This window comes from Reyranella sp. (genome assembly GCF_965249915.1).
Taxonomy (GTDB): Bacteria; Pseudomonadota; Alphaproteobacteria; order Reyranellales; family Reyranellaceae; genus Reyranella.
Map to the genome: position 1 here is coordinate 3,430,069 of NZ_OZ252257.1, position 25,637 is coordinate 3,455,705.

Below are 25,637 nucleotides of genomic sequence, written 5' to 3' on the forward strand. Positions count from 1 at the left end.
CTCGACCGGAGCGCCGCAGGTGCGAAGCGGAGTTCACCCCTAGGCGTTCAAGGGGCGAGGCTCCGGTCGAGACGGCGGATTTATCACTCAATTCAGCGCAACCAGCCCATCCACCGCGACGACACCCTCGCTTTCGCGCTTCACCAGCAGCGGGTTGATCTCCGCCTCCACCACACTGGCAAACTGCCTGTGGGCCAATGCGGAGAACGCGGCGATCGTCTTCGCGAGCGCGGCGATGTCACCCTTCGGCAGATTGCGATAGCCGCGGATGGTCGCCAGCCCCTTCACTTCGGCAATCATCTGCATCGCCTCGGCTTCGTCGACGGGCGCGAGACGCGTCGAGGCATCCTTGTAGATCTCCGCCAGCACGCCGCCGCGGCCGACGGTGATGGTCGGCCCCACCAGCGGATCGCGGCGGTAGCCCAGGATCACTTCGACGAGCCCGCGCTCCATCTTCTGCACTAGGAAGCCCTGCAGCCGCGCGCCGGGCGCGTGGGCCTTCACGCGCTTCTCGATCTCACGTGCCGCGACGGCGGCGGTCTGGCCATCGGGAATGCCCAAGGCCACGCCCCCGGCTTCGGTCTTGTGCGGAATGTCGGCCGACAGAATTTTCAGCACGACAGGCGCGCCGACTTCGTTGACAGCCGCCGCGACGCGCCGGGCATCCGGTACGGCCAGCGACTTCGCCATCGGCACGCCGAGTGCCGCGAAGAAGTCGGCGGCGCGGCGCTCGTCGAAACCGGACGCACGACCGGCTTCAAGCGCGGCGAGCGCGGCGATCGACGGTTCGGCGAGACGCGGCACGGGTTGCGGCGGCGTACGCAGAAGACAGAGCGCCATCGCCTCGGCGCAGGATTCGGGATGGCGAAAGGCCGGCACGCCGGCCGCCGTCAGCTGTGCCAGCGACGTCTCGGCCGACGGCGTCAGCGCCACGGCGAACGGTTTCGCCGATCCCGCGAAGCGCAGCAGTGGCTCGACGGCGAGCTCGGGATTGAACTGCGCGGAGGACCCGACCACGAAGATCGCTGCGTCGTTGCCCTCGTCGGCCAGCAGCCGCTCGATCGTGCCCGCCACGATCTCGGGCTTGGCGCCGGCCAGGGTGAGATCGACCAGCTTGCCGTCGCCGGCCGCGATGCCATGCGGCTTCAACCATTCCACGAGGTTCCTCGGCGGACCCACGATGTCGAGACCGGCCATCGCCATGCTGTCGACCACCATGGCCGCGCCGCCGCCGGTGGTGGTCGCCACCACCACGCGTCGGCCGCCGCTCCTCGACCTGGCGTGGCCGACCAGCAGCGACGGCACATCGATCAGCGATTCGAACATCGAGACGCGGGCGATGCCGTGTCGGCGGCAGAAGGCATCGAAGGTCGCATCGGAGCCGGCGATGGCGCCGGTGTGCGACTTCGCGAGTTCCTGGCCGATCTCGGAGCGGCCGAGCTTGTAGGCGATCACCGGCTTGCCGGCCTCGTGCGCCCGTCGCGCCGCGCGCGCCAGCCGGTCGCCGTCACGCAACGTCTCCATGAACAGCAGGATGGCTTTGGTCTTCGGATCGTCGACCAGCATGTCCGCGATCTCGCCGACAGCGAGGTCGACCTCGTTGCCCACGGAGATCAGTCGCGAGAAGCCGATGCCGCGTGCGTCGGCCCGCGACAGCAGCGCGCCGATCAGGCTGCCGCTCTGGCTGACGACGGCCCAGTCGCCGCTGCGCAAGTTCTCCACGGCAAAAGCGGCATTGGCCGTCAGCGCCATGGCGGGATCGGTGCTGACCGTACCGATGCTGTTGGGACCGACGAGGCGGATGCCGGTCTCGCGTACGACCCTCGCCAACTCGTCCTGCAGCGAGGCTCCAGCCGCGCCTGCATCGGCGAAGCCGCCGGCCAGGATCGATGCCACCTTGACGCCGCGCCGGCCGCACTCGGCCAGCGCGCGTACCGCGGCCGCGCCATTCAGCAGGATGTAGGCGTGGTCGATATCACCTGCGATCGCGTCGAGGTCTTTGTAGGCCGGCTCGCCCAGTATTTCGCTTCGCGACGGATTGACGGGCAAAATCTCGCCGGTGAAGCCGTGCTTGCGCAGGAAACGCTGGGGCCGCGATGTCGTTTTGGTGACATCCGACGAGGCACCGATCAGCGCGACACGTCGCGGTTCGAAAAGGGCGGAGAACAGAACCTTGGGATCACTCATCGCCCGAGTATACTCCGTGCATGCTCAACCGCCGCTCCTTCGTCGCCGCGACGCTCGCCGTTGCCGCCACCCCTGCCACCGCTCAGACCGCGCCGTGGCCCAGCAAGCCCATCAAGCTCGTCGTGCCCTACGCGCCCGGCGGCACCACCGACGTGGTGGCCCGCATGGTCGCCGAATATCTCGGCCAGAAGCTTGGCCAGAACATCATCGTCGACAACAAGCCGGGCAAGGGTGCGATGGTCGGCACGGCCCTCGTCGCCAAGGCAGCCCCCGACGGCTACACGCTGCTGATGTCGGTGATCTCCGGCCTGTCGATTTCGCCCACGCTTTACGGCGGCGGCGATTTCGATCCGATGGGCGACTTCATCCATGTCTCCATCGCCTCGACCAATCCCAGCGTGCTGGTCGCCAATCCGAATTTCCAGGCCAAGACTTTCAAGGAGTTCGTCGACTACGCCAAGGCCAACCCCGGCAAGCTCTCCTACGCCACCTCCGGCGCCGGTTCGAGCAACCATCTGCTGGGCGCGCGGCTTGCCCAGGTGATCGGCGCGGAGATGGTCCATGTTCCCTATCGCGGCGCCGGACCGGCCATGATCGACACGATCGCCGGCACCGTGCCGGTGATGTTCGATTCGCTGCCCTCGGCCGCGCCGCACATCAAGGCCGGCAAGGTCCGCGCGCTGGCGGTGAGCGGCGAAACGCGCAGCCCCGCCTTTCCCGACGTGCCGACCATGAAGGAGCTGGGCTATCCTGACCTGATCTCCTATTCCTGGTTCGGCATCTCCGTGCCCGCCAAGACACCGCAGCCGATCGTCGATCGCTTGGCGACCGAGATGCAGGCCGTGCTGAAGGAACCTGCCGTCATCAAGCGCTGGGAAGAGATCGGCGCCGAGGGCAGCACCATGACGCCTGCCGAGGTGACGCGCTTCATCAAGGCCGAGATCGACAAATGGACGCCGGTCGTGAAGTCTTCGGGGGCGAAGCCCGAGTAACCAGAAGGAGACGCCATGACCATCCGACGTGTGATCTCGCCCGACGTCGCCGAACCGCCGCCCGAGCGCTGGTCGAACTGCCTCGTGGTGGACGGCGTCGCCTATGTCTCCGGCATGACCGCGCGCAGCGCCGATCCCGAGGCGCTGGGCAAGATGGACGAATACGCCCAGGCCAAGATCATCTTCGGCAAGATCAAGTCGCTGGTCGAAGCCGCCGGCGGCGCCATGTCCGACGTGGTGAAGATCACGGTCTTCCTCACCCGGATCGCCAACAACACCAAGGTCTGGCAAGCTCGCCGTGAGTTCTTCACCGGTGACTTTCCCGCTTCCACCCTCGTCGAGGTCAGCGCCCTCGCCGCGCCCGAAATCCTCGTCGAGATCGAGGCCATCGCCTACATCGGCAAGGGTCGGCGTTAACCCAATTCGATATCGTAACGAATGAACCCGCGGTTCACGGCCATCTTGTCGTAGAGCAGCCGCGCGGTCGTGTTGCTGGCCTGCGTCTGCCAGTAGAGGCGAGGGCAGCCTTGCGCCTTCGCCCAATCGGCGACCGCCTGGATGAGCGCCCGCGCCACGCCCTTGCCGCGCACCTCGGCCGAGGTGAACAGGTCCTGCAGGTAGCAGACATCGTCGGACGAGGTGTTGGCGTGGATCAGGAAGTGCGTGATGCCGACCAGGCGTCCGTCGAGTCGGGCGCCCAGCGCGTGCATGCGCGTGTCCTTGGCGAATTCGTTCCAGGCGCGGTCGTACATCGCCTGCGGGAGCGTGCGCTCGTAGAAATCCATGTAGGCGCGGAACAGCACTTCCCATTGCGCGCGGTCGGACGGTTCGAGCTTTCCAATGGTGATCATCGCGGCGGACTATACAGTCTCTTGCCGCTGCTCGGCACGGGCATTGCTACATCGGAGCCACCGATGGATGTGTCTGCGGGGATTCGGCGTCTGGGGTGCTTCGAACACTTGATCGGCCACAGGGTGATCGAGTATTGCCACCTCCTTATCCGCACGCGGCTGTTCGGGAAAGAGTTGAGCCCCTTGCGAGTCCCTAGAGTTCCGGAAGCCGCCAGCACGTGAAGCGCGTCAAAACCCCTCTCACCGTCCGACCGTATCGGGTCACGGCGATCCCTGGTCGTGGCCTTGGGCTCACCGCGTGCTCAGACATCGCTGCGCGCACAAAGATCGATGACTGCTTCACCTGGGAGCTGCCCGGGCGGGACATCAAGCATGTCACCGAGACTGTCCTGAACGGAAACTACTTCGATCATCCCGTCAACTCCCGACGCGGCCTTGTCGCGATCGGTCACATCTCCCTGATCAACCACGATCCGGAGCCCAACTGTGAATGGCGGATGCTCCAGGTCCACGATCGCTGGATGGTCGAGGCGTGGTCCATACGCCGCGTCTCCAAGGGCGAAGAACTGACCTTCGACTACGGCTACGACCCGATCGCCAAGTAGTGGATATACTTTAGGCGTGCGAGAACATCGCCTTGCCGGGCACGGGCATGGTCGCCTTGAGGATGGTGCCGGCCGCGACCTTCTCGCTGCGGCGCGACACCACGACATAGAGATCATGGCCGGAGAAGGCGACGTTGGTGCAGTAGATATCGTCGCCGCATTCGACATGGTGCGTCGGCCGCCCCAGTGAATCGAAGCGCCAGGCCGTGGTGCTGGGATGGGCGATCACCAGCCCGCCCTCATCGTCCAGCGCCATGCCGTCGGGACCCGCATGGCCGCCGCTCATCTGGATGAACAGCCCGACCTTGCTCGCCGTGCCGTCGCCCATCAGCGGCAGCCGCCACACCGCATTGCCGCGCGTGACGCCGACATAGAGCACGGTCTCGGCCTTGTTCATCACCAGCCCGTTGGGGCTGGGCACGGTGTTCACCAGCATCGTGAGCCTGCCTGCCGTATCGTAGCGATAGACGCGGCCGGTCGGGTCGTGCAGGCCGGTCTGGCCCTGGTCGGTGAAATAGAGATCGCCGTTCTGGGCAAAGAACAGGTCGTTCACGCCCTTGAAGCTCTCCGAACCGCGCGTCTCGAGCAGCGGCGTCACCGTGCCGGTGTCGGGATCGAGCAGGACGATGCCGCGCTTGTAGTCGGTGATGAAGATGCGGCCGTCCTTGTGGATCTTCAGCCCGTTGGGCCAGCCGTCATACTCGGTCACCAGCGTCCACTCGCCCGCCGGGGAGATTCGGAAGATGCGCCCGAACGGAATGTCGGTGACGTAGAGATTGCCCGCGCGGTCGAAGCTCGGCCCTTCGAGGAAGGAATCGAGCAACTGCCCCACCGCATTGGCGTCACCCCACGACGTGCGCCCAGGCTTACGGAACCTGTCCGGCAGCCGTGTGAACTCGGTCGCGGGAACGGGCTTGGTCATTCCGTACATCGTCATAACTCCCGCCGGGGGCGCGCCACTCCAGTGGCGCGATCATTGTTTCAGCAACGAAGACGCGCGACTGGAGTCGCGCGCCCCCAGCCGCCTAAGCTGCCTTCACTTCGCGTTCGGCCTTGAGCGCGCGAACGGTCTCGCGGAGCGCATGGACCGTCTTCTCGATCTCGGCGCCGCCGTGCGTGGCCGAGACGAAGCCGCCGGGCGAGCCCATGACGTCTACGCCATGCGTCATCAGGCCCATGCGGATCTTGCCGGTGAGCGGCCCCGCGGCGCGCGCGCGCCCTTGAGCTTCTCGATCGGCAACTTCAGCGGATCGAAGGTCGCCGGATCGATCGGATCGCCGAACGGATTGGGATAGATCAGGAAGGTCGAGCTCTGGCCGTAGATGCCCCACGGCACGCCTTCCTGGACCAGCACCTCGGTGAGGGCCGCGCGCAGTTCGGCCGCCGTCCTGTTGGCCTTCTCGGCAAGGTCCTCATCGCGCACCAGCGACAGCGCAGTGACCGCCGCAGCGGCCGACAGCGGATTGGCGTTGAAAGTGCCGGGATGGAGGATGCGCTCGATCTTGCGGGCCGCGGTCGCGACGTGATCGATGCGGTCCATGATCTCGCGCTTGCCCGAGACGGCACCGCCCGGCAGGCCGCCGGCCACGATCTTTGCCTGGATGCAGAGGTCCGGCGTGATGCCGAACGCCTTCTGCGCGCCGCCCGAGGACCAGCGATAGCCGGTGATGACCTCGTCCATCAGCATGACGACGCCCTTCTTGGCCGTGGCATCGCGCACCGCCTGGATGAAGCCCGGCGGCAGCGGCACCTGGCCCCACGACGCGCCCGACGGCTCGAACATGACGGCGGCGATGTCGTCGCGTTCCTCGATCACCTTCACGACCGCCGCAACGTCGCTGCTCGGCATGACGATCGACAGCGAGCTCACCTCCTGCGGCACGCCGGGCGTGGTGCCCCCGTCATAGGTCGCGCCGGCGCCCGCCGTCACGTGATCGTGCCAGCCGTGGAAGTGGCCGAGGAAGCGAAGGATCTTGTCCTTGCCTGTGTGGGCGCGGGCGAGGCGGATCGCCATGTGCGAGGCCTCGGTGCCCGACGCGGTGAAGCGCACGCGATCGGCGCAGGGCGTCAGCTCGCACACCAGCTCGGCCCAGCGCACCTCCAGCTCGTGGCTGGAGCCGTAATGCGTGCCGAGTTCGATCTGTCGCTTGACCGCCTCGACGACGGCAGGGTGCGAATGGCCGAGCAGCATGGCGCCGTGGCCGCCGAAGTAATCGACATACTCGTTGCCGTCGACGTCCCACTTGCGCGGGCCCGCAGCGCGCGAAACGTGGATCGAATAGGGGTCGAGGTAGCGCGCATCGTGGGTGATGCCGCTCGGCAGCACCTTGTGGGCGCGCTCGAACAGAGCCGCCGATTTGCCCGTCCTGGCCTTGTAGTCGGCGACGACGGCCGAGTTCGTCTGCGATGAATCTTTCTCTTGCACGGTCATACTTGCCCTCAACCCAGCTAATGGCTGAGCATCGCTTGTCTCGCTTGTTTCGCCAAGGGCCTCGCGCCACAGTCCGCCGTCTAAAAGGTGGAGGAACGCCGTGAACGCCAAGCCCCGTGGCCGTCAATTCTTCAACAACCCCGGCCCGACCAACATTCCCGACCGTGTGCTTCGTGCCATGGACCGGCCCGTAATCGATTTCATGTCGGATGAGTTCGTGGCCATCCATCACGCTTGCCACAACGGCCTGAAGCGCGTGCTCAAGACCGACCAGAACCTGTTCATGTATTCCTCGACCGGTCACGGCGCCTGGGAAGCCGCCCTCGCCAACCTGTTCTCGCCCGGCGAGACCGTGCTGATGGTCGAGACCGGCTACTTCTCCGAGAGTTGGACCGAGATGGCGAACCATCTCGACATCAAGGTCGAGACGATTCCCGCCGACCAGCGCCAGGGCGCCGACATTTCCAGGATCGCCGAGCGCCTCGCCGCCGACACGGAACACAAGATCAAGGCGGTCCTGACCGTCCACAACGAAACCGCGACCGGCATGGTCCTGCCGCTGGCCGAGGTGCGCCGTGCGATCGACGAGGCCAAGCATCCGGCCCTGCTGCTCAGCGACACGATCTCGTCGCTCGCCAGCATGGAATACAAGATGGACGCCTGGGGCATCGACCTGACGGTCGGCGGCAGCCAGAAGGGCCTGATGCTGCCCACCGGCATGTCGATGACCGGCGTCAGCAACAAGGCGCTGGAAGTGTCGCGCAAGTCCAAGACGCCGCGCCACTACTGGAGCTGGGAGATGATGACCGGCCGCGCGCCGCAGAAGTTTGTTGGCACCGCGCCCGTTCACATGTTCTTCGGCCTCCAGGAATCGCTGAAGATGCTCGAGGAAGAAGGTCTCGACGCGGTGTTCGCGCGCCACGCGCGCCTCGCCGAAGCGACGCGCGCCGCGGTGCGCGTGTGGGGATCCGACGGCAAGGGGCCGCAGCTCTTCTGCCAGAACGAGGACCGGCTTTCGAACTCGGTGACCGCGGTCGTCATGCCCGAGGGCGTCAGCTCGGACCCGATGCGCAAGGCCGCCGTCGATCGCTTCAACCTGTCGCTGGGCGGCGGGCTGGGCAAGATGATGGGCAAGATGTTCCGCATCGGCCACATGGGCGACCTCAACGAGCCGATGCTCCTCGGCTGCCTCGCCACGACCGAACTCGCCATGAAGGCCTCGGGCGTGCCGTTCGTCCCGGGCGGCGTCGACGCGGCGATCAAGTCGCTGTCGGCGTAAACCGCGTCTGGAACTCGCCCCGTCCGGCCTGCGGCCACCTCCCTCGGGTGACCAGGGCTATCGCCTGTGTCCGAACCCGTCGAAGAGGAAGGCGCCGCCCCATCCTGCGCGTTTGAGTTTCGCGCGCAGGGAGAAGGTTTTGTCTGGCTGAGCGCGCGCGACGTTGAGGGTAAGGCGCTTCAGGACGGCCGGACTGGCGGGGCGATTGTTCTCGCGGTTTCGCGCGAGGCCTTCGTCGAGCAGCACGTCGAGAGGCCCGTGCAGGCAGTTCTCAATTCGTCGCTCCGCACAGCGTCGATAGCGCAATGAACGGCGACTCCGTCAGATCGTGCAGCGCGTTCTCTGCACGAGGGTCCGGCAGGTCCGCAAAACAGGCCGCAAAGCGCTTCAGCGAAGATGGCTCCTTCTGCGGCAGGAGCCATCTTCGGAATCTATTTGCCTTGCCCGAACAACAACTTACTCGGACGGACATGCGTTCCCCCGTCAAACGGAGGAGGCCGGGAGGGCGAGAGCAACGCGATGATTGCCAGCCGCGAAGAGTTCAGACTCATGGCTGCCCCCTCCGGCCAAAGGCGCTGTAAACAGCGCTGGGGCCACCTCCCCCGCAAGACGGGGGAGGTAGCTGAGCGATGTCAGGCGACGAGCTTCTTCGCCGTCTCCGCGATCCGGCGGCCCTGATAGCGGGCGCCGACCAGCTCATTCTCCGACGGCTGGCGCTGACCGGTGCCGCCGGCGATCGTGGTGGCGCCATAGGGGCTGCCGCCGGTGATCTCGTCGATCGTCATCTGCCCGGCGTGGCCATAGTCGAGACCGACCACCACCATGCCGAAGTGCAGCAGGTTGGTGATGATGGAGAAGAGCGTCGTCTCCTGGCCGCCATGCTGGGTGGCCGTCGAGGTGAAGGCGCCGCCCACCTTGCCGTTCAGCGCACCCTTGGCCCACAGGCCGCCCGCCTGGTCGAGGAAGCTCGCCATCTGCGAGGACATGCGGCCGAAGCGCGTGCCGGTGCCGACGATCACCGCGTCGTAGTCGGCCAGGTCCTCGACCTTGGCGATCGGTGCCTTCTGGTCGAGCTTGAAGTGCGCGGCCTTGGCCAGCTCTTCCGGCACGGTCTCGGGAACGCGCTTGATGTCGACCTGGGCGCCGGCCTCGCGGGCGCCGGCGGCAATGGCTTCCGCCATCGTCTCGATGTGGCCGTAGGTCGAATAGTAAAGGACGAGAACCTTGGTCATTTCAGTCTCCAGTTGTCGGTTGAGGTTGATGGGTTGAGGAAGAGAGGCTTCAGGCCGCGATCCGGCCCATTCGACCGGCGTGGTAGTCGCGGACTGCGCGTTCGAGTTCGTCGATCGAGTTCATGACGAACGGTCCGTGGCGCAGGATGGGCGCATCGAGAGGGTCGCCACCGACCAGCAGGATCTCGCTGTTAGCCGTAGCCGCGATCTCGAGAGAGTCGCCCGCCGTCAGCCGTCCGAGCTGGCCCGCCTCAAGCCGACGCTCGTCGCCGCCGACGCGCACGGCGCCGACCATCACGTAGAGGCCGAGTTCAGCCGGGCTGCTCGCGGGAAGCTCCGCGCGGGCACCGTCCCGCAGCGAGGCGTGCACGACGAACGGCGCGCCTGACGTCGCGATCGGTCCCTGGAGATCGCCCAGGCTTCCCGCCACGAGCCGTGCCACGACGCGCCCCTCATCCGCCGTGACGGTCGGGATCTCCGACGCCTTCACGTGGCGATAGGCCGGCTCCCCGTGCTTGGTGCCCTTGGGCATGTTGATCCAGAGCTGGACGCCATGGACGTGACCGCCCTCGCGGCGGAGCTGCTCATCCGGGCTCTCGTCGTGGACCACGCCACGCCCGGCGCGCATCCACTGGACCTCGCCCGGCAGCATGCTGCTGGTGTTTCCCAGACTGTCCTTGTGCGTCTGGCTGCCTTCCAGCAGCAGGGTCAGCGTCTCGATGCCCGCATGCGGATGCGCCGAGGCGCCCTTGGCCTCGCCCGGCCGGACATCGATCGGGCCGAACTGGTCGAGGAAGATAAACGGGCCGATCGCCTCGTAGGCGTCGGAGGGAATGGCGCGGCGCACTTCGAAACCGTCGCCTTCGAGGGTCCGAAACGCCTCATGTATGGAAACGAGTTGGCGCCTGCTTTTGTTGATGGTCGAAGCCGTCATGGCCGCCCTCCTTGCTAAGAAGGCTATGTAGGCGCTGCCTCTCTGCCTGAAAATCCGTATAATATTTAATGATCTTTTCGATAATTTAGAAATGACGCAAACGCCCGGCACCCCCTCCTTTGCCCAACTGCAGGTTCTGCTCGCTGTGGTGGATGCTGGCAGCTTTGCTGCCGCCGCCCGGCGTCTCAACCGCGCGACCTCGGCGATCACCTACGCCATCGACAATCTGGAGGCGCAGCTCGGCCTGCCCTTGTTCGACCGGGTTGCCACGCGCAAACCCGAGCTCACCCAAGCCGGCCGGGCCGTGCTGGCCGAGGCCCGCGCCGTGACGCACGGCGTCGACATGTTGCGCGCCAAGGTGAAAGGGCTGCTCGAGGGCCTGGAGGCCGAAGTCTCGCTCGCCGTTGACGTCATGCTGCCGACTGCCCGTCTCGTCGACGCGCTGCAGGCCTTTCAGACGAATTTCCCGACCGTGCCATTGCGGCTTCATGTCGAGACGCTGGGCGCGGTCACACAGCTCGTTCTAGACGGTACGGCGACCATTGCCATCAGCGGTCCGTTGAACGTCGCGGTCGACGACACCGAGAGCATCGCCATCGGCGGCGTCCAGCTGGTCCCTGTCGCCGCGCCGTTCCATCCCCTGGCGCGTCTCGGAGGGCAGGCGCGAGGGGCGGCGCGCGATCATATCCAGCTCGTCCTCAGCGACCGCTCGAAGCTGACCGAGGGCCAGGATTTTGGTGTGGTCGGTCCCAAGACGTGGCGGCTCGCGGATCTCGGCGCCAAGCACGCGCTGCTGCTGGCTGGCGTCGGCTGGGGCAGCATGCCGGCACCGATGGTAAAAGGCGACATCGAGGCCGGCCGCCTCGTCGAACTCGCTCTCTCCGACTGGTGGGCGGCGACCTACCCGCTGCGCGTCCTGCACCGCATCGACAGCCCGCCCGGCCCCGCCGCCCAATGGCTGATCGAGCGCTTCAGGAGTCAGATGTAGCGTCTACCCCCGCCACCGCGCGGCTTCTTCCGGATCGGCATTGCAGGCGGCGGCGACCAACGCGGCGGTGAGCATCGTCGCCTGCCGTAGCTCGCTTTGCGCGACCTTGTCGCGCGTGTCGGCGGGTGTCAGCACGACGCGCAGATGGGCGTTGGGATCGTCGAAGCCCGCCACCAGGCGGATCGCCGGGATGCCACTCGCCGCGAAGTTCGCATGGTCGGAATTGGTCATCAACGGCCGCACGGTGCGCAGGGATTGGCCATTGGCCTCGGCAACGCCCAACAGGAAAGGCTCGACGCCGGCATAGCCGCTGGTGAGGGCGGCGAGGTTCGGGCTGCCCGCGACCGAATCGAGATTGACGTTGAGCGCGATCTTCGCGCGTTCCGCCTCGCTCAGCGCCTTCACATATTGCGCCGAGCCCGTCAGCGCCCATTCCTCGACGCTGAAGAACATCACCCGCAGGCCGCGCCGCCACTTCGCGACTTCCGGCGACAGCGCCCGCGTCACCGCCAGCACGGCGGCAAGCCCGGTGCCGTTGTCCATCGCGCTTTCGGCCAGATCGTGGCCGTCGACATGCGCCGACAGCACCACCCATTCGTCGGTCTGGCCGGGATAGTCGAAGACCAGCGTTTCGGTCTCCGCCGGCCCTTCCGCCGTCTCGATGGCGATCGTCACGGACGGGAAGCCGGTCGAACGGCGCGCCAGCTTCGCCGCCGTCTCGGGCGAAATGCCGAGCGCGGGAATGCCCTCGCCCGAGTCGCGGCCCGAGGAGCCCGCCACCACATGGCCCGGCAGGGGACCGCCGATCAGGAATCCCACCGCGCCATGGGCGCGCGCCATGTCGTACTTGCGGCGGCGATGGATCGTTCCCGCCGCGAACATCAGCTCGTGCCGCACCAGCACGATGCGGCCGGCGATCTCCGCCTTGTGCGCCTCGAACTCGTCGGGCGTGCCGCGCCCAAGGTCGATCACCTCGGCGGTGAGGCCCGGCGTCGCGATGGTGCGCACCAGCGGATGGCACGGCGCAAAGGCTCCGCCCGGCAGCTCGAGCGTCGCCGACCTGGGCTGCCAGCCATTGTAGGGCACCGGAATCGACCGGCCCGAATTGGCCGGCGAGGCCGCCCGCACCCTCTCCCGCAGCAACGCGAAGGCCTTCTTCTCGCTCTCGGTGCCCGAGAGACGGCCCCCGCAATCGCAGATGTCGTTGAAGTCGCGCCACAGCGCCTCGTCGGCCGCGAGGCGACCCATCAGGTTGGCGTCGAGACGCATCATTCACCCTTTCAGTTTGTCGTCGAGCATGTCGAGGAAGGCCGTCGCCAGAAGCGAAGGTTCGCGGTCGCGGCGGTGGAAGGCGCCAATATCGTAGGTGACGGCGGGTTCGAAGGGCCGCGTCACGAGACCGAGATGCTCGAAGCTGCGCGCCGACAGCGGATCGACGATCGACCAGCCCGCGCCGGCCGCCACGAGACCACACAGCGTGGCGAAGAACTCGGCTTCGACCACGGCGTTCAGCGATACGCCCGCCGCCGAGAAGACGCTGCGGATGCGGTTTGGGACCTGATGCGATCGCGCCGGCATCACCATCGGATGCGGCGCGAGCAGTTGCGGCGTCAGAAGCTTGCAGGAGGCGAGCGGATGGCGCGGCGGCAGGATCGCGACGCAGCGCATCGCGTAGCGCCGCACCTCGACCTGACTGTCGTCGATCGGCAGTTCGGCGATGCCGATGTCGAAGCTCTCGGTCGGCAGCAACTGGCTCACCACGTCGGAATGGCGCGAGATCAGCCGCACCGCCACGCCCGGACGCTCGGCGAGGAACTGCGCCACGAGATTGGGCAACAGGGAGATGGCGGCCGAAGGGTGGCTGGCGATCGTCAGCCGGCCCGACTGGCCCTCGCGGATCTGCGCGGTCGCGGCCTCCAGCCGGTCGACCTCTCCCAGCACACGGCTTGCTTCGGCATAGAACAGAATGCCCTCGGGCGTCGGTTTCAGCCGGCCGTTGGCGCGCTCGAACAGGGAAAAACCCACCGCCTCCTCCAGACGCGCGATCTGGGTACTGACGGCGGGCTGGGTCACACCCATGGCGCCCGCGGCAGCAGTCATGGAGCGGTGGTCGACGACCGCCCGGAAGGCTTCGAGAAGCTTGACGTCCATACTCTATAATCAGCCGTTATTGTGTGCATTGCCCGTATTGCATCCACTTCCTAGCAAGACTCTTGCCGATTCAGGAGGCGAATAAGGAGCGGCATAGGAATTGCTTATGGAATGACATGAGCAATCCCAGCCCTCTCATCCTCGCGGACGGCATCACCAAGCGCTTTGGCGCGAACCAGGTGCTGACGCGCGTGTCTCTGGAAGTCCTGGAGCGCGACGTTGTCTGCGTCGTGGGTCCGTCGGGCTCGGGCAAGACCACGCTGCTGCGCTGCCTTGCGCTGCTGGAGGAGCCGAGCGAGGGCCGTGTGGTGATGGAGGGCGTGCCCATTTCGACGCCATCGCCGGACAAGCAGGTCAAGGCCGCCGCGCGCGACGTGCGCTCCGAGATCGGCATGGTCTTCCAGCACTTCAATCTCTGGCCGCACATGTCCGTGCTGCAGAACCTGATCGAAGCGCCGATCCGCGTGAAGAAGATGCCCAGGGACAAGGCCGTCGCCATCGCCGAGTCGCTGCTGAAGAAGGTCGACCTGTTCGAGAAGCGCGACGCCTATCCGGCGCGCCTGTCCGGCGGCCAGCAGCAGCGCGTGGCGATTGCCCGCGCTTTGGCCATGTCGCCCAAGGTCCTGCTGTTCGACGAGGCAACCAGCGCGCTCGATCCCGAGTTGCGCCGCGAGGTGCTGGCCGTCATGCGCCAACTCGCGCGCGAGGGCATGACCATGCTGGTCGTGACGCATGAGATGGGCTTCGCGCGCCATGTCGGCACGCGCACCGTGTTCATGGATCGAGGTGAGATCGTCGAGGCGGCGCCGGGTTCGGCGTTCTTCGATGCGCCGCAGACGGAGCGCGCCCAGCGCTTCCTGCAGCAGTTCGCGGACGAGTGATGGGGAAGGTCAACAAGGGAGACCGATGATGGGTGTAGCAAGGATATTGGGTGCGCTCGCGCTGGCCGGCACGGTTGGCGCATTTTCGATCACGGGCGCGGAAGCCCAGCAGACGCAGTCGCGTCTCTTCGAGATCACCAAGAGCAAGAAGCTGCGGGTCTGCCAGTTCCCGCTCTACTATTCGATCTCGTTCCGCAATTCCAAGACCGGCGAGATCGAAGGCATCGACGCCGACCTGGCGAAGGAATTGGCCAAGGAACTCGACGCCAAGCTCGAGATTGTCGAGTCGAGCTTCGGATCCTTCATCGCCGACCTCCAGGCCGGCAAGTGCGAGATCGGCATGTTCGGCGTCGGCGCCACGATGAAGCGCGGCCAGGCCGTCGAATTCTCCAAGCCCTACCTGCTGACCAACCTCTATGCGGTCACCCGCAAGGACAGCAAGATCAAGGAGTGGAAGGACATCGACCAGAAGGGCGTCAAGGCTGCCGTCTCCCTGGGCAGCTACATGGAGCCCTTCATGAAGGGCTACGTGAAGAACGCCGAGGTCGTCTCGGTGGCGCCGCCCAACACGCGCGAGGCCGAGCTCGTCGCGCAGCGGGTCGACGTCATCATTACCGACTTCCCGACCGCCATCAAAGTGACCGACGAGTTCGACTGGGCGACCTACATCCTCCCCAACGAGAAGCTCGCCATCACGCCCTACGCCTACGTCGTGCCGCAGGGCGACCAGATCTGGCTGAACTACGTCAACCTGTTCGTCGACACGATCAAGCTCGACGGACGGCTGCTCAAGTACGCCAAGAAGCACAAGCTCGACCCGATCGTCGCGCCGTAATCGGCGTTCGCTCATTGGAGCGCGCCACTCCAGTGGCGCTCGTTATCAAGGGGAGCGCCACTGGAGTGGCGCGCTCCGCCGAGGCTTGAATGTTCAAGTACCAATTCCGCTGGGACACGGTCTGGGGAAGCTTCGACTTCCTGATGGGTGGCCTGCAGATGACGCTGATCATCTCGGCCATCACCCTGGTGCTGGCGATGATCGGCGGGCTGATCATCGCGCTGCTCGACATGTCGCGCTTCCGGGTCCTGCGCTGGATCGGCATCTCGATCGGCGAGGTGGTGCGCAACACGCCGATCCTGGTCCAGCTCCTCTGGGTCTACTACGTGCTGCCGATCGTGTTCGGCGTCCGCATCGAGGCGCTCGTGGCCCTGATCATCGGCCTCGCCCTTTACCAGGCGTCCTTCATCTCCGAGGTCTACCGCTCCGGTATCCAGAGCGTGCCCAAGGGCCATCGTGAGGCCGCCCAGGTGCTGGGCCTGACGCCGCTGCAGTCGTTCAATCGCATCGTGCTGCCGCAGGCGATCCGCATGACGCTGCCGCCGCTCGCCTCGAACTTCGTGCAGCTCATCAAGTTCTCCTCGCTGGGCGCCGTCATCTCGGTGAGCGAGATCACAAGACGCGGCATGGAGCTCTCGGCCACCAACTTCCGGCCGCTCGAGACCTTCACCTTCATCGCCGTGGTCTACTTCTTCATCTGCTGGCCGCTCGCCATGGCCATCCGCTTCTGGGAACGCAGGCTGCAGGCTCGCTGATGTCGTCGAAAATCCGTACCGAACTGGCGCGCAAGGTCGAGGGCTCCCTCGACCGTCTCATCGCCGTGACGCAGCGGCTGGTGGCCATCGCCTCGCCCAACCCGCCGAGCGACACGTTCGACGTGGCCGCGGTGGCCGAAGCGCTGCTGCGCGAGATTCCCGGCATCGAGGTCGAGCGGGTCGAACCGGAACCGCGAATCGTCTCGCTGATCGGCCGCATCCGCGGGCGCTCGCCGGGGCGCCGCCTGATCTTCAACGGCCATCTCGACACTTTCCCTCTGCTGGAGAACCTGCCCTGGACCGTGCCGCCGCTGGGCGGCGTGCTGAAGGACGGCAAGCTCTACGGGCGCGGCGTCTGCGACATGAAGGGCGGCATCGCCTGCTCGCTGCTGGCCGCCCTGCTGCTGGCCGAGAACCGCGATGCCTGGGATGGCGAGATCGTGCTCACCCTGGCCGGTGACGAGGAGAACATGGGCTCGCTGGGCTCGGGCTATCTGCTCAAACATTTCCCGCATGCCGCCGGCGACGCCAACATCTGCGGCGATGTCGGCTCGCCCAAGGTCGTGCGGTTCGGCGAAAAGGGCCTGATGTGGGTCGAGATCGAGACCACGGGCTCCCCCGCCCACGGCGCCCATGTCCACAAGGGCACCAACGCCATCGACCGGCTGCGGACCGCGCTCGACTACCTGAAGCAGCTCGAGGACTTACCCTTCCAGCCGCCGCCCGTCGTCACCAATGCGATCGGCAAGGCCAAGCCCATTTCCGAGCCCCTGTCGGGCACGGGCGAGGCCGACACGCTGTCGCGGGTCACGGTGAACATCGGCACCATCGAGGGTGGCACCTCGCCCAACCTGGTGCCCACGCATGCGATTGCCCGCGCCGACATTCGCCTACCGGTCGGCATCACGACCGACGTGCTTGCCGCCAAACTGGACGAATGGCTGGGCCCGCTCGAAGGCGTGAGCTGGAAGGCGATCCGCCGTTTCGAGCCGTCCTTCACCGATCCCGGCCACGAGATCGTGACACGCACCGCCGCCGTCGCCGCCGAGGTGCTGGGCGAGACACCGGCCGTCAACATGAGGGTCGGCGGTTCGGACTCGCGTTGGTATCGCATGTTCAATGTGCCGACCGTGGTGCTGGGCCTCACGCCCTTCAACATGGGCGGTGCCGACGAGTATGTGCTGGTCGACGAGCTGCTGGCCGTCGCAAAGATCCACACCCTGGTCGCCTACGACTTCCTCTCCGCGGAGCTTTGACATGGACCGTCTGTCCGACGACGAGCTGTTCACCCTGCCCCTGACCTTCATGGGCGTGCCCTACGGACGGCCCGGTCCGGCGAACAAGGCCGCAATCCTTGGCATCCCGTTCGACTGCGGCACCAACATGCGCATCGGCGCGCGCGGCGGCCCCGATTCGGTCCGCCAGCAGTCGCAGCTGATGCGGCGCTTCAATCCGACCAATGCCGATTTCGATCCCGCGACCGCGCTGGGCCTGGTCGATTGCGGCAACGTGAAACTCACGCCCTCGAAGATCGTCGATGCCTTCGAACGAATCGAGCAGGCGGCCGACCGCATCGTCGAGGCAGGGGCCGTGCCGATCACCATCGGCGGCGACGGCTCGGTCACCGTTCCCGTCGCCCGCGCGGTCGGCAAGAAGTACCCGAAGATGGCGGCGCTCCACATCGACTCCCACACCGATTCGTACGCCTACGGCTCGGAGGAGAAGTACAACTCCGCCACCCAGTTCACCCATGTCGCCGAAGAAGGCCTCATCGACCCCGAATTCTCCTGGCATGTCGGCATCCGCAGCACGACCTACGCGCAGGGCGTCGTGCCGCGCGCCCTGAGCCTCGGCTACAAGGTCGTGTCGATCGACGAGCTGATCCGCGGCGGCTTCGCCCAGCGCATGGCCGAGTTCCGCGACGAGGTCGGCAAGCGGCCCGTCTATCTCTGCTTCGACATGGACGTGTTCGATCCGTCCTGCGCGCCGGGCGTCTGCACCCCGTCCTGGGGCGGGCTGAGCGCCCGCGAAGGCATCGACCTGCTGCGCTGCCTCACGGACCTCAACATCGTGGCCGTCGACGTGAACACGGTGAGCCCGCCGCAGGATGTGAACGGCATGGCCGCCCACCTCTGCTCGCACGTGATCTACGAGACGCTCGTGCTGCTGTGCCGGCAGATGGGTCTGGCGGAGGCTCAGTAGTAAATTATGCACGACCTCATCCTGAGGAGCGCGCATCGCGCGCGTCTCGAAGGATGGGCCACAGACTTGGTGCTCGTTCCCATCCTTCGAGACGGCCGCTGCGCGGCCTCCTCAGGACGAGGTTATTGGTGGGGAGACGCAGCGCGCTAACGCAGGTACTTCGCGAAGAACGCCTTCGTCCGCGCCTCGGCGTCGGGAGCGGCGACGGTGTCGTAGGCGAGGTGATGCTGCTTGCCGGCCGCGCCGGGCACGTTGCGGTCGGCGACCTTCGAGTCGAAGCTATGATAGGCGTTGGGGTAGTAGACCGCCTCGACGAGGTCGCCGCGCCGCAGGCCCGAGACCAGGCTGCGGCAGCGATCGGCGGGCGTCCAGTCGTCCTTGTCGCCGGCCAGCAGCAGCACCGGGACGTCGATGCCGCCATCGAGCTGTGGGTTGCAGCCGGGATAATAGGCGACGCCTGCCGCCAGGCCGCGTTGCGCCAGCCCAAAGTTCCTCTGCGCCGAGCGTATGACGGTCGAGCCGCCATGGCTGTGGCCGATGATGCCGACCTTGCCCTTCATCACGTCGGGCCGCGTCGCCAGATAGTCGAGCGCGCCCGCGATGTCGGCTACGCGCATGTTGGGCGTCACCACGTTGGGCGTCGTGCAGACGGCCCTGGTACCGCGCGGGCCGAAGGAATCCGGCGCGAGCACGAGATAGCCCCAGCTCACCAGCAGCTTGCCCCACCCGTCGGTATGCGGGTTCGTTCCGGCGCAACTATGGGCCAGGATGATCGCCGGAAACGGTCCGTTGCCCGCCGGCTTGTAGACCCAGCCTTTCACTTCCGGCCCGGCTTGGCTGCTGCCGACGGTCACGCTGGGGAAGCTCACCGACTGCGCCCAGGCGGGCGTCCCCAGAGCCACGAGAAGGACGATTACGAGCAGACGGATCATGTCGCGCCTCATCCGCTGGGGGCGCGCCACTCCAGTGGCGCGGCCACCGTCAAGATCTCCAAAGACGCGCCGCTGGAGCGGCGCGCCCCCAGCAAAATCACTCCGGCTGGATGCCCGCCAGTTTGGCGATTTCGCCCCAGCTCACCAACTCCTTCTTGATCCGCTGGGCAAAGGCGTCCGGCGCCTCGCCGCCCGGCAGGCTCGACAGGTCGCGGATCTTGGCCTGCATCTCGGGCTCGGCCAGGACCGCCACGACATCGTCGCGCATGCGGTTGGCGAGCGCGGGCGACATCTTGCCCGGACCGAACAGCGCGAACCAGGCCGTCGTGTCGACGCCCGGCACGCCCGCCTCGGCGATGGTCGGAATGTCTTCGAGGCCCGGCAGCCGCTTGTTACCGCTCACCGCGAGCATGCGCAGCGTACCCGCCCGGTGGTGCGACATTACCGTCAGCGGACTGGTGAAGCCCACCGGGATATGGCCGCCGGCCAGCTCCTGCATCATCGGTGCGGCGCCCTTGTAGGCCACGTTCTCGATCTGCAGCCCGCTCTTCACCCGGAACAGCTCCCCCACCATGCGGGTCGTGTTCTCGGTGCTGCCGAACTGGTACTTGCCGGGATTGGCCTTCGCCGCCGCCATGAATTTTTCCATCGAGTCCATACCCGCCTTGGGCGAGCCGATCAGCGCGAGCGCCCCCTCGATCAGCGGCGTCACCGGCGTGAAGTCGCGTTCGGTGTCGTAGGGCAGGACCTTCGTGGTGTAGGGATTGATCGTGTGGGCGCTGGTGGTGACCAGCAGCGTGTAACCGTCGGGCGGGGCCTTGGCGACGATCTCGCTGCCCAGGATGCCGCTGGCGCCGCCCTTGTTGTCGATGATGACCGTCTGCTTCCACCGCTCCGCGAGGCGCGGGATGACCAGGCGCGCTACCAGGTCGGTGCCGCCGCCCGCCGGATAGGGCACCACCACCCGGACCTGCTTGGTCGGATAGTCCTGCGCACGGACGATCGCCGGCGCCAGTCCGAATGCCGCACCCGCCGTGCCCGCGACCACGAAGCCGCGCCGCGTCATGCCTGTCATGCAATCCTCCCGTTCCATTTCCTTGCTGACAGACTAGGGTCAATCCGGGAGGAAAAAAACATGTTCGATCTGGTCATCAAGGATGCGGAAATCCACGACGGTTCGGGCGCCCAGCCCCTCAAGGGCGACCTCGGCGTGAAGGATGGCAGGATTGCCGCCATCGGCCCGAAGCTCGGCGCCGCGAAGGAGACCGTGAAGGCCGACGGGCTGGCGCTGGCGCCGGGCATCATCGACGGCCACACCCATTACGACGCGCAGATCACCTGGGATCCCTTCGTCGATCCCTCGCCGGCGCTGGGCGTCACCACCGCGATCCTGGGCAATTGCGGCTTCACCATCGCGCCGTGCAAGCCGGCCGATCGCGATCTCACCATGCGCCACCTGACCCATGTCGAGGGCATGTCGCTCGACGCGCTGCGCGCCGGCATCAACTGGGGCTTCGAGAGCTTCCCGCAATATCTCGACATGCTGGAGACGAATGGCGTCGGCCCCAACGTCGCCTGCTTCGCCGGCCACTCCGCGATCCGCACCTTCGTGATGGGCGGCGATGCCACCGAGCGCGCAGCCAGTGCGGACGAGGTCGCCCGGATGGCCGACCTTGTGCGCGAGGCGATGGCGGCGGGCGCCGTCGGCTTCGCCTCCTCGACCTCGGAAGCGCACAATGGCGAGGGCGGCACGCCGATGCCGTCGCGCCTGGCCGACGACCATGAGCTGCGCACGCTGGTGAAGGCGATGGGCGAGCGCGGTACCGGCGTCTACATGCTGACCAAGGGCCGCACGACGACGATCCCGTATCTCGAGGAGATCGCCGCCGAAGCCAACCGCCCGGTCGTGATCGCCGCGCTGTTCCATTCGAACACCAATCCCGAAGCCGCCTTCACCACGCTCGACCAGGTGAACGCGGCCCGCGCCCGCGGCCGCACCCTGGTGGCGCAAACCTCCTGCTGCCCGCTCAGCATGGATTTCACCTTCCACAGCCCCTACCTGTTCGAGAGCATGCAGGCGTGGAAGCCGGCGATGGCGGCGCACGATCCGGCAGAGCTCGCGAAGATCTACCGCGATCCGGCCTGGCGTGCCTCGGTGCGGGAGGAGCTTTTGGCCAAGCGTGGCCGGCTGCTGTTCAACGGCGAATGGGACAAGCTGTTTGTCGTCGAGACCGCAAAGGACGAGAACCGCGCCATGGAAGGGGCCACGCTGGCCCAGCTCGCCAAGGCTGCTGGCAAGGAGCCGTTCGACTTCATCCTCGACTTCGCCCTGTCGGAGAATCTCGACACGATGTTCGTGGCGCAGCTTCTGCACAATGACGATGAGGCGGTGGGCCGTATCCTGGCGGATCCCAACACCCATATCTCGCTGAGCGACGCCGGCGCGCATCTCACCTTCTTCTGCGACGCAGGCTTCGGCCTGCATCTGATGGGGCATTGGAGCCGCGACCTCGGCGTGCTCGACCTGCCGAACGCGGTGCATCGCCTGACCGGTCAGCCGGCGAAGCTGTTCGGCATCCAGGATCGCGGCCTGCTGCGCGAGGGCCTCGCCGCCGACCTGATGCTGTTCGACCCGGCGACCGTGGCGCGTGGACCTAAGCGGCGCGCCCATGACCTGCCGGCCGGCGCGGCCCGCCTCACCGCCGGCGCCGTCGGCCTGCACGGCGTCTGGATCAACGGCAATCGGGCCGCCGACAAGACGGGATTCTGCGCCGACCCTGCTTCGCGCCCGGGCAAGGTGCTGCGTTCGTTTGCGTCATAGCGTGGGTGCACAGCGGAACGGCGCGGACGTTGCCCCATAAGGCCGCCCCGAAACTGGCACTGCCTGGGGCATAAGGCACCCCGGCGGCCGCCAACGCATTGACCGGTGGTGCCGGTCTTGATCCGCCGGTCCACCGAGTCACGGCCATCGCTTCACGCCGCGCGCCGCGTCGCCCAGGATCCGGTCGAGGCTGCCATCTCCCTGCTCGCGGCCCGGTTCGGCATAGCTCACCATATTGACGTCGAGCGCACCCAGCCGCACCGCGAAGGTCGAGTAGGAAGCGCTCAGCGGCCCATCGTGGGCGCCGGGAAGATCGTAGATCCAGCGGCCGGCGTGCCAGAAATTGCCGCCGCCGCGGGCGGTCGGCCGGACGAAGGTACCGAGCCCGTAGTGCACACCGCCGCCGACCTGCTTGCCCTCGGGGGACATCATCCATTGCCGCGACCGTGGACCGATCGCGGGATTGCCCAAGGCAAAGGCCTGGTAGAAGCGGGCGTACTCGAAGAGTGGCATCCGCCAGCCGCCGTAACTCGAGAGGATGCGCCAGGCCGGATCGAGCATGGCCTGCCGCGCGCCCAGGGGCGTCAGCACCGCCGCCTTGCAGTAGCGCTCGTAGGGCTGGCCGGCCGCCTCCTCGATGATGGCACCCAGCATCAGGTAGTTCGCGTTCGAGTATTCGAAGCGCTCACCCGGCGGGTATTGCAGGCCACGGGCGAACAGCCATCGGAGCTGTTCGTCGAAAGCGGTGCGACCGCCCGAGTTGCGACGCAGGTAGTTCGCCAGTTCGCCGCCACCGCCGGTCGAGGAACCGAAGCCCGCACGATGGACCAGAAGTTGGGAAATGGTCACTGCCAGCAGGCGCGGATCGGACGGACGGCCGGTGCGCACCAGCGTCCGGGTCAGCGCCTGCGCCACCGTGGTCTCGAAGGAGAGCGTTCCCCGTTCGATCAGCGTGGCGATGCAGACACCGGTTATCGCCTTGGACAGGCTCGCGTAGGGGACCTGGGCTCCGGGAGTGAGACCGCCCGCACTCGCCTCGTGCAGCTGCTGCCCGGCCTGCATCACCGCCAGTCCACCGCGCGTGCGCTGGGTCTTCGCCATCCAGTCGCGCCATGCCTGTTCGATGTGCTCAACACCCTGAGCAGACGCGGCCCCGCCGCAAACGGCGACGATCACGAAGACAAGGAGGGCTAAGCCCCTCAAGACATGGCTCTCCGCCGGGCCACCTCGACCAGGGCGCGGGAACTGTCATCCGGTGAGGATTTGTTTCTCTTCACCTGGCCGCACTTCAGGCACTTATGCACGATGATGTAGCGGCCGCGCGCCTGCTCGACGGCGATCGGCTCCATCAGGCCGCCGCAGTTCGCGGCGCGGTCTCCGGGATTTTCGTCAACGTGTTTGCTGCACAGGCAGGACGGGCAATGGTTCGTGAAACCGTTGCCCTGAACCGAGGTGCCGCAGCGCTCGCACGTGAAGTCCTCGATATTGCGTGTGAAGAGGCGGGCCATGCATCGCATTTTTGCATTGCCCCCTCCGATCCGCACACGAAAAAGGGTGGGCACCTCTCAGTGCCCACCCCCCGCTTCGGTCAAAGAGGTGAGATTAGCGGTAGTAGCCGTCGTTGCGCGGCGTCGTCGCGGCGCCAATCGCAGCGCCACCCAGGCCACCCACCACCGCACCGGCCACCGGGGCACCCATGGTCGAACCGACCACGGCGCCCGTACCGGCGCCAATCGCACCGCCGGTGAGGGCACGATCCGTCGGATTGTTTCCGCAGGCAGCGACACCCAAGCCGAGAGCCGCAACGAGAGCGATATTCGTGAACTTCAGCATGAGAGTCTCCTGCGCGTGAATTGTTGGCGAAAGAACGTGTGAGGGAGCCTGCAGGTTGCGTTCACTGAACCGCGAGCAGGCGCGATCACGCGATGGCCACTGCTCCTGCCGAATTACCAGCCGTGCCACCCGAACACGCAACAACACCGGCGCTCACGAAGAGGCCGGGACGGCACGGGGTGAGGATATCGGGAAGAGAGGTCTCCGGTCGCAGCCGACGCCACTCGGGGAGAGGGGTTGGAAGGCTGCAACCGGAGGGCCGGACGGTGAGGTCCGGCATGCTTCTAACGCGCACCGCGCCGGTTCGTTGCCGGCGCGGTGTAATCAGCGTGAACGATCGCCTTACTGGATGACGATTTCGACGCGGCGGTTCTGCGGCTCGCGGACGTTCGGGCCGGTCTGGACCAGCAGGCCCTGCTCCCCACGGCCAACCACCGCGATCGCGGTCGCCGGCACGCCTTCGCGAACCAGGGCGTCCTTGACGGCGTTCGCACGACGCAGCGACAGCGCCATGTTGTAGGCCGGCGCGCCCGACGTGTCGGTGTGACCTGTCGCGGTGATGCGGGCGTTGCCCTTCTGCTTGTAGGAGTCGGCGGCCTGCTTGATCGTCGTCAGGGCCTGGGCGGACAGGTTCGCGCGATCCCAGTCGAAGAACACCATGAACGACGGCGGCGCCACCATCGTCGGAGCCGGCGGCGGTGGGGGCGGCGGCGAGACGAACTTGTAGGTCACGCCGGCCAGGGCGAGGATGTTGTTGTTCTGGAAGGTCACATTGCCGAACGGCGTGTTGACGCTCGGGTTCGTCGTGCCGACGTAGCGGCCTTCGACCGTGAAGCGGAGCTGCTCATTGACGTTGTAGGCGACGCCCAGCATGCCCTGATAGGCGAACTGGGTGCTGCCCAATGAGGAATTGCTGTCGACGAACGCGACACCCGCACCGGCTCCGATGTACGGGGTGATGACCGAGGTCGGCATGAAGTCGTACAGCAGGTTCGCCATCACATTGAGCTGGCCGACCTTGCCGTTGATCGCCGTGCCCGGGATGTTGGCCGAGGTCGGAATCTGGCCGTAGCCTACTTCGAGTTCCAAGCGCGGACCGACGAAGTCGTAACCCGCCTTGCCGCCGACAGCCCAGCCCGTCCACGTGCTGGCATTGGAATTCGAACCGAGGAACCACGCGGCGCCGCCGCCAGCGCCGATGTAGAAGCCTTCCTGCGCGTTGATTGTCTGCGCGTGAACGGCTGCCGGCGCTAATGCCACGAAAGCCGCTGCTGCCAAGAATTTCTTCATTCGAACTTCCCCGCTCATGATGGAACCACGAGCGAATAACTCCTCTGCCCCGATTTGGTTGCATTGCGGCCGCACTCGCCACAGAGGTTCAAAAGCGCCTCAAATACACATCCGGACTACATGTTGCGCGCAAGTTTCTCGAGCTGCACCAGCGCGCCATCCATCCTTTCTTCCTCTCCCGAGCCGATGGCAGCGAAAGCCGCTTCCATGGCCTTGCGCCATGTCGGATCCCAGGTCGGGTGATTCTCGGAGCGCATCGGCACCGTCGTGAGCTGGTAGATGCGACGGGCGAGCAGCTCGGCCTTGGCCCACGCCCCCTGATCGGCGATCACCATCCTGCACTTCTTTGCATCGTCATGTCGGGCTCCGGGCGAAAGGTTGCGCGCGCACAACGTCCCGCCCGGCGAAAAGTTCAGTCTGCACTGCCTTGCCGGAAAT

Annotated in this window: 27 protein-coding genes and 2 pseudogenes; 11 read left to right on the forward strand and 18 right to left on the reverse strand. The window is 66.5% G+C overall.

What is annotated here, in order from left to right:
- Positions 1 to 87: 87 nt before the first annotated feature.
- Positions 88 to 2,187: an acetate--CoA ligase family protein gene (locus tag ACP15H_RS17050; RefSeq protein WP_425067375.1), complete on the reverse strand. Its 2,100-nt coding sequence runs from the start codon at positions 2,185 to 2,187 to the stop codon at positions 88 to 90.
- Positions 2,188 to 2,207: 20 nt separating this feature from the next.
- On the opposite strand from ACP15H_RS17050, the gene ACP15H_RS17055 reads away from it, so the two are divergent.
- Together ACP15H_RS17055 and ACP15H_RS17060 are read left to right on the forward strand one after the other, a co-directional pair.
- On the forward strand, positions 2,208 to 3,179 hold the full coding sequence (locus ACP15H_RS17055) for a Bug family tripartite tricarboxylate transporter substrate binding protein (protein ID WP_425067376.1): 972 nt from the start codon (positions 2,208 to 2,210) through the stop codon (positions 3,177 to 3,179).
- Between the two features lie 15 nt (positions 3,180 to 3,194).
- Positions 3,195 to 3,596, forward strand: coding sequence for a RidA family protein (locus tag ACP15H_RS17060; RefSeq protein WP_425067377.1), 402 nt, complete (start codon positions 3,195 to 3,197; stop codon positions 3,594 to 3,596).
- Here ACP15H_RS17060 and ACP15H_RS17065 read toward each other — a convergent pair.
- The gene (locus ACP15H_RS17065) at positions 3,593 to 4,030 is read right to left on the reverse strand and encodes a GNAT family N-acetyltransferase (RefSeq protein ID WP_425067378.1); all 438 of its coding nucleotides are present in this window, start codon (positions 4,028 to 4,030) and stop codon (positions 3,593 to 3,595) included. The two genes, ACP15H_RS17060 and ACP15H_RS17065, sit on opposite strands and share 4 nt — an antisense overlap.
- Before the next feature lie 218 nt (positions 4,031 to 4,248).
- On the opposite strand from ACP15H_RS17065, the gene ACP15H_RS17070 reads away from it, so the two are divergent.
- Positions 4,249 to 4,635 (forward strand): SET domain-containing protein-lysine N-methyltransferase, encoded by a 387-nt coding sequence (locus ACP15H_RS17070; RefSeq protein WP_425067379.1) that lies wholly within the window; start codon positions 4,249 to 4,251, stop codon positions 4,633 to 4,635.
- 10 nt (positions 4,636 to 4,645) lie between these two features.
- Here the strand turns inward: ACP15H_RS17070 and ACP15H_RS17075 are convergent, their stop codons facing one another.
- The 3 genes from ACP15H_RS17075 to ACP15H_RS17085 all read right to left on the reverse strand — a co-directional run bounded on the left by ACP15H_RS17075 (position 4,646) and on the right by ACP15H_RS17085 (position 7,066).
- Entirely contained in the window at positions 4,646 to 5,572 is a 927-nt protein-coding gene (locus ACP15H_RS17075) for an SMP-30/gluconolactonase/LRE family protein (protein WP_425067380.1), read from the reverse strand.
- Between the two features lie 88 nt (positions 5,573 to 5,660).
- A complete protein-coding gene (locus ACP15H_RS17080) occupies positions 5,661 to 5,804 on the reverse strand; it encodes a hypothetical protein (protein WP_425067381.1) in 144 nt (47 codons plus the stop codon).
- Complete coding sequence (locus tag ACP15H_RS17085) at positions 5,804 to 7,066, reverse strand: aspartate aminotransferase family protein (protein WP_425067382.1); 1,263 nt, start codon at positions 7,064 to 7,066, stop codon at positions 5,804 to 5,806. The genes ACP15H_RS17080 and ACP15H_RS17085 overlap by 1 nt, the downstream gene beginning before the upstream one ends.
- Positions 7,067 to 7,166: 100 nt before the next feature.
- Between ACP15H_RS17085 and ACP15H_RS17090 the strand changes: the two genes are divergently transcribed.
- Positions 7,167 to 8,345 carry a pyridoxal-phosphate-dependent aminotransferase family protein gene (locus tag ACP15H_RS17090; protein WP_425067383.1) on the forward strand — a complete coding sequence of 393 codons (1,179 nt, stop codon included), beginning with the start codon at positions 7,167 to 7,169 and terminating at the stop codon, positions 8,343 to 8,345.
- Positions 8,346 to 8,402: 57 nt separating this feature from the next.
- Here the strand turns inward: ACP15H_RS17090 and ACP15H_RS17095 are convergent.
- The 4 genes and pseudogenes from ACP15H_RS17095 to ACP15H_RS17110 form a co-directional block, all read right to left on the reverse strand.
- A pseudogene (locus tag ACP15H_RS17095) lies at positions 8,403 to 8,621 on the reverse strand (ISAs1 family transposase); the annotation flags it as partial.
- A 4-nt stretch (positions 8,622 to 8,625) separates the two neighbouring features.
- Positions 8,626 to 8,736: pseudogene (locus ACP15H_RS17100) on the reverse strand (ISAs1 family transposase); the annotation flags it as partial.
- A 241-nt stretch (positions 8,737 to 8,977) separates the two neighbouring features.
- The gene (wrbA, locus tag ACP15H_RS17105; RefSeq protein ID WP_425067384.1) at positions 8,978 to 9,577 is read right to left on the reverse strand and encodes an NAD(P)H:quinone oxidoreductase; all 600 of its coding nucleotides are present in this window, start codon (positions 9,575 to 9,577) and stop codon (positions 8,978 to 8,980) included.
- A 49-nt stretch (positions 9,578 to 9,626) separates the two neighbouring features.
- Positions 9,627 to 10,511 carry a pirin family protein gene (locus ACP15H_RS17110; protein ID WP_425067385.1) on the reverse strand — a complete coding sequence of 295 codons (885 nt, stop codon included), beginning with the start codon at positions 10,509 to 10,511 and terminating at the stop codon, positions 9,627 to 9,629.
- Between the two features lie 91 nt (positions 10,512 to 10,602).
- Between ACP15H_RS17110 and ACP15H_RS17115 the strand changes: the two genes are divergently transcribed.
- Positions 10,603 to 11,499 carry a LysR family transcriptional regulator gene (locus ACP15H_RS17115; protein WP_425067386.1) on the forward strand — a complete coding sequence of 299 codons (897 nt, stop codon included), beginning with the start codon at positions 10,603 to 10,605 and terminating at the stop codon, positions 11,497 to 11,499.
- Between the two features lie 3 nt (positions 11,500 to 11,502).
- On the opposite strand, the gene ACP15H_RS17120 is transcribed toward ACP15H_RS17115, so the two are convergent.
- Positions 11,503 to 12,771, reverse strand: coding sequence for a M28 family peptidase (locus ACP15H_RS17120; protein ID WP_425067387.1), 1,269 nt, complete (start codon positions 12,769 to 12,771; stop codon positions 11,503 to 11,505).
- Positions 12,772 to 13,650, reverse strand: a complete 879-nt coding sequence (locus ACP15H_RS17125; protein WP_425067388.1) for a LysR family transcriptional regulator — start codon at positions 13,648 to 13,650, stop codon at positions 12,772 to 12,774. It lies immediately after the preceding gene.
- Between the two features lie 116 nt (positions 13,651 to 13,766).
- Between ACP15H_RS17125 and ACP15H_RS17130 the strand changes: the two genes are divergently transcribed.
- The 5 genes from ACP15H_RS17130 to ACP15H_RS17150 all read left to right on the forward strand — a co-directional run bounded on the left by ACP15H_RS17130 (position 13,767) and on the right by ACP15H_RS17150 (position 18,323).
- Positions 13,767 to 14,531 carry an amino acid ABC transporter ATP-binding protein gene (locus ACP15H_RS17130; RefSeq protein ID WP_425067389.1) on the forward strand — a complete coding sequence of 255 codons (765 nt, stop codon included), beginning with the start codon at positions 13,767 to 13,769 and terminating at the stop codon, positions 14,529 to 14,531.
- Positions 14,532 to 14,559: 28 nt separating this feature from the next.
- Complete coding sequence (locus ACP15H_RS17135; RefSeq protein WP_425067390.1) at positions 14,560 to 15,366, forward strand: ABC transporter substrate-binding protein; 807 nt, start codon at positions 14,560 to 14,562, stop codon at positions 15,364 to 15,366.
- An 89-nt stretch (positions 15,367 to 15,455) separates the two neighbouring features.
- A complete protein-coding gene (locus tag ACP15H_RS17140; protein WP_425067391.1) occupies positions 15,456 to 16,121 on the forward strand; it encodes an amino acid ABC transporter permease in 666 nt (221 codons plus the stop codon).
- Entirely contained in the window at positions 16,121 to 17,377 is a 1,257-nt protein-coding gene (locus ACP15H_RS17145) for a M20/M25/M40 family metallo-hydrolase (RefSeq protein WP_425067392.1), read from the forward strand. Before ACP15H_RS17140 ends, ACP15H_RS17145 begins: the two co-directional genes overlap by 1 nt.
- Position 17,378: 1 nt before the next feature.
- A complete protein-coding gene (locus ACP15H_RS17150; protein ID WP_425067393.1) occupies positions 17,379 to 18,323 on the forward strand; it encodes an arginase family protein in 945 nt (314 codons plus the stop codon).
- A gap of 146 nt (positions 18,324 to 18,469) precedes the next feature.
- On the opposite strand, the gene ACP15H_RS17155 is transcribed toward ACP15H_RS17150, so the two are convergent.
- Positions 18,470 to 19,255: a dienelactone hydrolase family protein gene (locus ACP15H_RS17155; protein ID WP_425067394.1), complete on the reverse strand. Its 786-nt coding sequence runs from the start codon at positions 19,253 to 19,255 to the stop codon at positions 18,470 to 18,472.
- 97 nt (positions 19,256 to 19,352) lie between these two features.
- Positions 19,353 to 20,330 carry a Bug family tripartite tricarboxylate transporter substrate binding protein gene (locus ACP15H_RS17160; protein ID WP_425067395.1) on the reverse strand — a complete coding sequence of 326 codons (978 nt, stop codon included), beginning with the start codon at positions 20,328 to 20,330 and terminating at the stop codon, positions 19,353 to 19,355.
- 60 nt (positions 20,331 to 20,390) lie between these two features.
- Between ACP15H_RS17160 and ACP15H_RS17165 the strand changes: the two genes are divergently transcribed.
- Complete coding sequence (locus tag ACP15H_RS17165; protein WP_425067396.1) at positions 20,391 to 22,076, forward strand: N-acyl-D-amino-acid deacylase family protein; 1,686 nt, start codon at positions 20,391 to 20,393, stop codon at positions 22,074 to 22,076.
- Positions 22,077 to 22,214: 138 nt separating this feature from the next.
- Here the strand turns inward: ACP15H_RS17165 and ACP15H_RS17170 are convergent, their stop codons facing one another.
- The 5 genes from ACP15H_RS17170 to ACP15H_RS17190 form a co-directional block, all read right to left on the reverse strand.
- Positions 22,215 to 23,252, reverse strand: coding sequence for a serine hydrolase domain-containing protein (locus tag ACP15H_RS17170; RefSeq protein ID WP_425067397.1), 1,038 nt, complete (start codon positions 23,250 to 23,252; stop codon positions 22,215 to 22,217).
- Positions 23,253 to 23,275: 23 nt separating this feature from the next.
- The gene (locus ACP15H_RS17175; RefSeq protein ID WP_425067398.1) at positions 23,276 to 23,584 is read right to left on the reverse strand and encodes an RNHCP domain-containing protein; all 309 of its coding nucleotides are present in this window, start codon (positions 23,582 to 23,584) and stop codon (positions 23,276 to 23,278) included.
- A 94-nt stretch (positions 23,585 to 23,678) separates the two neighbouring features.
- Positions 23,679 to 23,909, reverse strand: a complete 231-nt coding sequence (locus tag ACP15H_RS17180; RefSeq protein ID WP_425067399.1) for a bacteriocin — start codon at positions 23,907 to 23,909, stop codon at positions 23,679 to 23,681.
- A gap of 342 nt (positions 23,910 to 24,251) precedes the next feature.
- The gene (locus ACP15H_RS17185; protein WP_425067400.1) at positions 24,252 to 25,199 is read right to left on the reverse strand and encodes an OmpA family protein; all 948 of its coding nucleotides are present in this window, start codon (positions 25,197 to 25,199) and stop codon (positions 24,252 to 24,254) included.
- Positions 25,200 to 25,315: 116 nt separating this feature from the next.
- A complete protein-coding gene (locus ACP15H_RS17190; protein ID WP_425067401.1) occupies positions 25,316 to 25,534 on the reverse strand; it encodes a hypothetical protein in 219 nt (72 codons plus the stop codon).
- Positions 25,535 to 25,637 lie beyond the last annotated feature (103 nt).

Excerpts from the sequence above, each read along its gene's own strand:
- ACP15H_RS17190 (WP_425067401.1), bottom strand. The coding sequence starts at position 25,534 with ATGGTGATCGCCGATCAGGGGGCGTGGGCCAAGGCCGAGCTGCTCGCC.
- ACP15H_RS17175 (WP_425067398.1), bottom strand. The coding sequence starts at position 23,584 with ATGGCCCGCCTCTTCACACGCAATATCGAGGACTTCACGTGCGAGCGC.
- ACP15H_RS17075 (WP_425067380.1), bottom strand. The coding sequence starts at position 5,572 with ATGACGATGTACGGAATGACCAAGCCCGTTCCCGCGACCGAGTTCACA.
- ACP15H_RS17135 (WP_425067390.1), top strand. The coding sequence starts at position 14,560 with ATGGGTGTAGCAAGGATATTGGGTGCGCTCGCGCTGGCCGGCACGGTT.
- wrbA (WP_425067384.1), bottom strand. The coding sequence starts at position 9,577 with ATGACCAAGGTTCTCGTCCTTTACTATTCGACCTACGGCCACATCGAG.
- ACP15H_RS17120 (WP_425067387.1), bottom strand. The coding sequence starts at position 12,771 with ATGATGCGTCTCGACGCCAACCTGATGGGTCGCCTCGCGGCCGACGAG.
- ACP15H_RS17080 (WP_425067381.1), bottom strand. The coding sequence starts at position 5,804 with ATGACGCATGGCGTAGACGTCATGGGCTCGCCCGGCGGCTTCGTCTCG.
- ACP15H_RS17065 (WP_425067378.1), bottom strand. The coding sequence starts at position 4,030 with ATGATCACCATTGGAAAGCTCGAACCGTCCGACCGCGCGCAATGGGAA.
- ACP15H_RS17185 (WP_425067400.1), bottom strand. The coding sequence starts at position 25,199 with ATGAAGAAATTCTTGGCAGCAGCGGCTTTCGTGGCATTAGCGCCGGCA.
- ACP15H_RS17130 (WP_425067389.1), top strand. The coding sequence starts at position 13,767 with ATGAGCAATCCCAGCCCTCTCATCCTCGCGGACGGCATCACCAAGCGC.
- ACP15H_RS17165 (WP_425067396.1), top strand. The coding sequence starts at position 20,391 with ATGTTCGATCTGGTCATCAAGGATGCGGAAATCCACGACGGTTCGGGC.
- ACP15H_RS17115 (WP_425067386.1), top strand. The coding sequence starts at position 10,603 with ATGACGCAAACGCCCGGCACCCCCTCCTTTGCCCAACTGCAGGTTCTG.
- ACP15H_RS17085 (WP_425067382.1), bottom strand. The coding sequence starts at position 7,066 with ATGACCGTGCAAGAGAAAGATTCATCGCAGACGAACTCGGCCGTCGTC.
- ACP15H_RS17155 (WP_425067394.1), bottom strand. The coding sequence starts at position 19,255 with ATGATCCGTCTGCTCGTAATCGTCCTTCTCGTGGCTCTGGGGACGCCC.
- ACP15H_RS17145 (WP_425067392.1), top strand. The coding sequence starts at position 16,121 with ATGTCGTCGAAAATCCGTACCGAACTGGCGCGCAAGGTCGAGGGCTCC.
- ACP15H_RS17150 (WP_425067393.1), top strand. The coding sequence starts at position 17,379 with ATGGACCGTCTGTCCGACGACGAGCTGTTCACCCTGCCCCTGACCTTC.
- ACP15H_RS17055 (WP_425067376.1), top strand. The coding sequence starts at position 2,208 with ATGCTCAACCGCCGCTCCTTCGTCGCCGCGACGCTCGCCGTTGCCGCC.
- ACP15H_RS17050 (WP_425067375.1), bottom strand. The coding sequence starts at position 2,187 with ATGAGTGATCCCAAGGTTCTGTTCTCCGCCCTTTTCGAACCGCGACGT.
- ACP15H_RS17180 (WP_425067399.1), bottom strand. The coding sequence starts at position 23,909 with ATGCTGAAGTTCACGAATATCGCTCTCGTTGCGGCTCTCGGCTTGGGT.
- ACP15H_RS17140 (WP_425067391.1), top strand. The coding sequence starts at position 15,456 with ATGTTCAAGTACCAATTCCGCTGGGACACGGTCTGGGGAAGCTTCGAC.
- ACP15H_RS17110 (WP_425067385.1), bottom strand. The coding sequence starts at position 10,511 with ATGACGGCTTCGACCATCAACAAAAGCAGGCGCCAACTCGTTTCCATA.
- ACP15H_RS17160 (WP_425067395.1), bottom strand. The coding sequence starts at position 20,330 with ATGACAGGCATGACGCGGCGCGGCTTCGTGGTCGCGGGCACGGCGGGT.
- ACP15H_RS17060 (WP_425067377.1), top strand. The coding sequence starts at position 3,195 with ATGACCATCCGACGTGTGATCTCGCCCGACGTCGCCGAACCGCCGCCC.
- ACP15H_RS17125 (WP_425067388.1), bottom strand. The coding sequence starts at position 13,650 with ATGGACGTCAAGCTTCTCGAAGCCTTCCGGGCGGTCGTCGACCACCGC.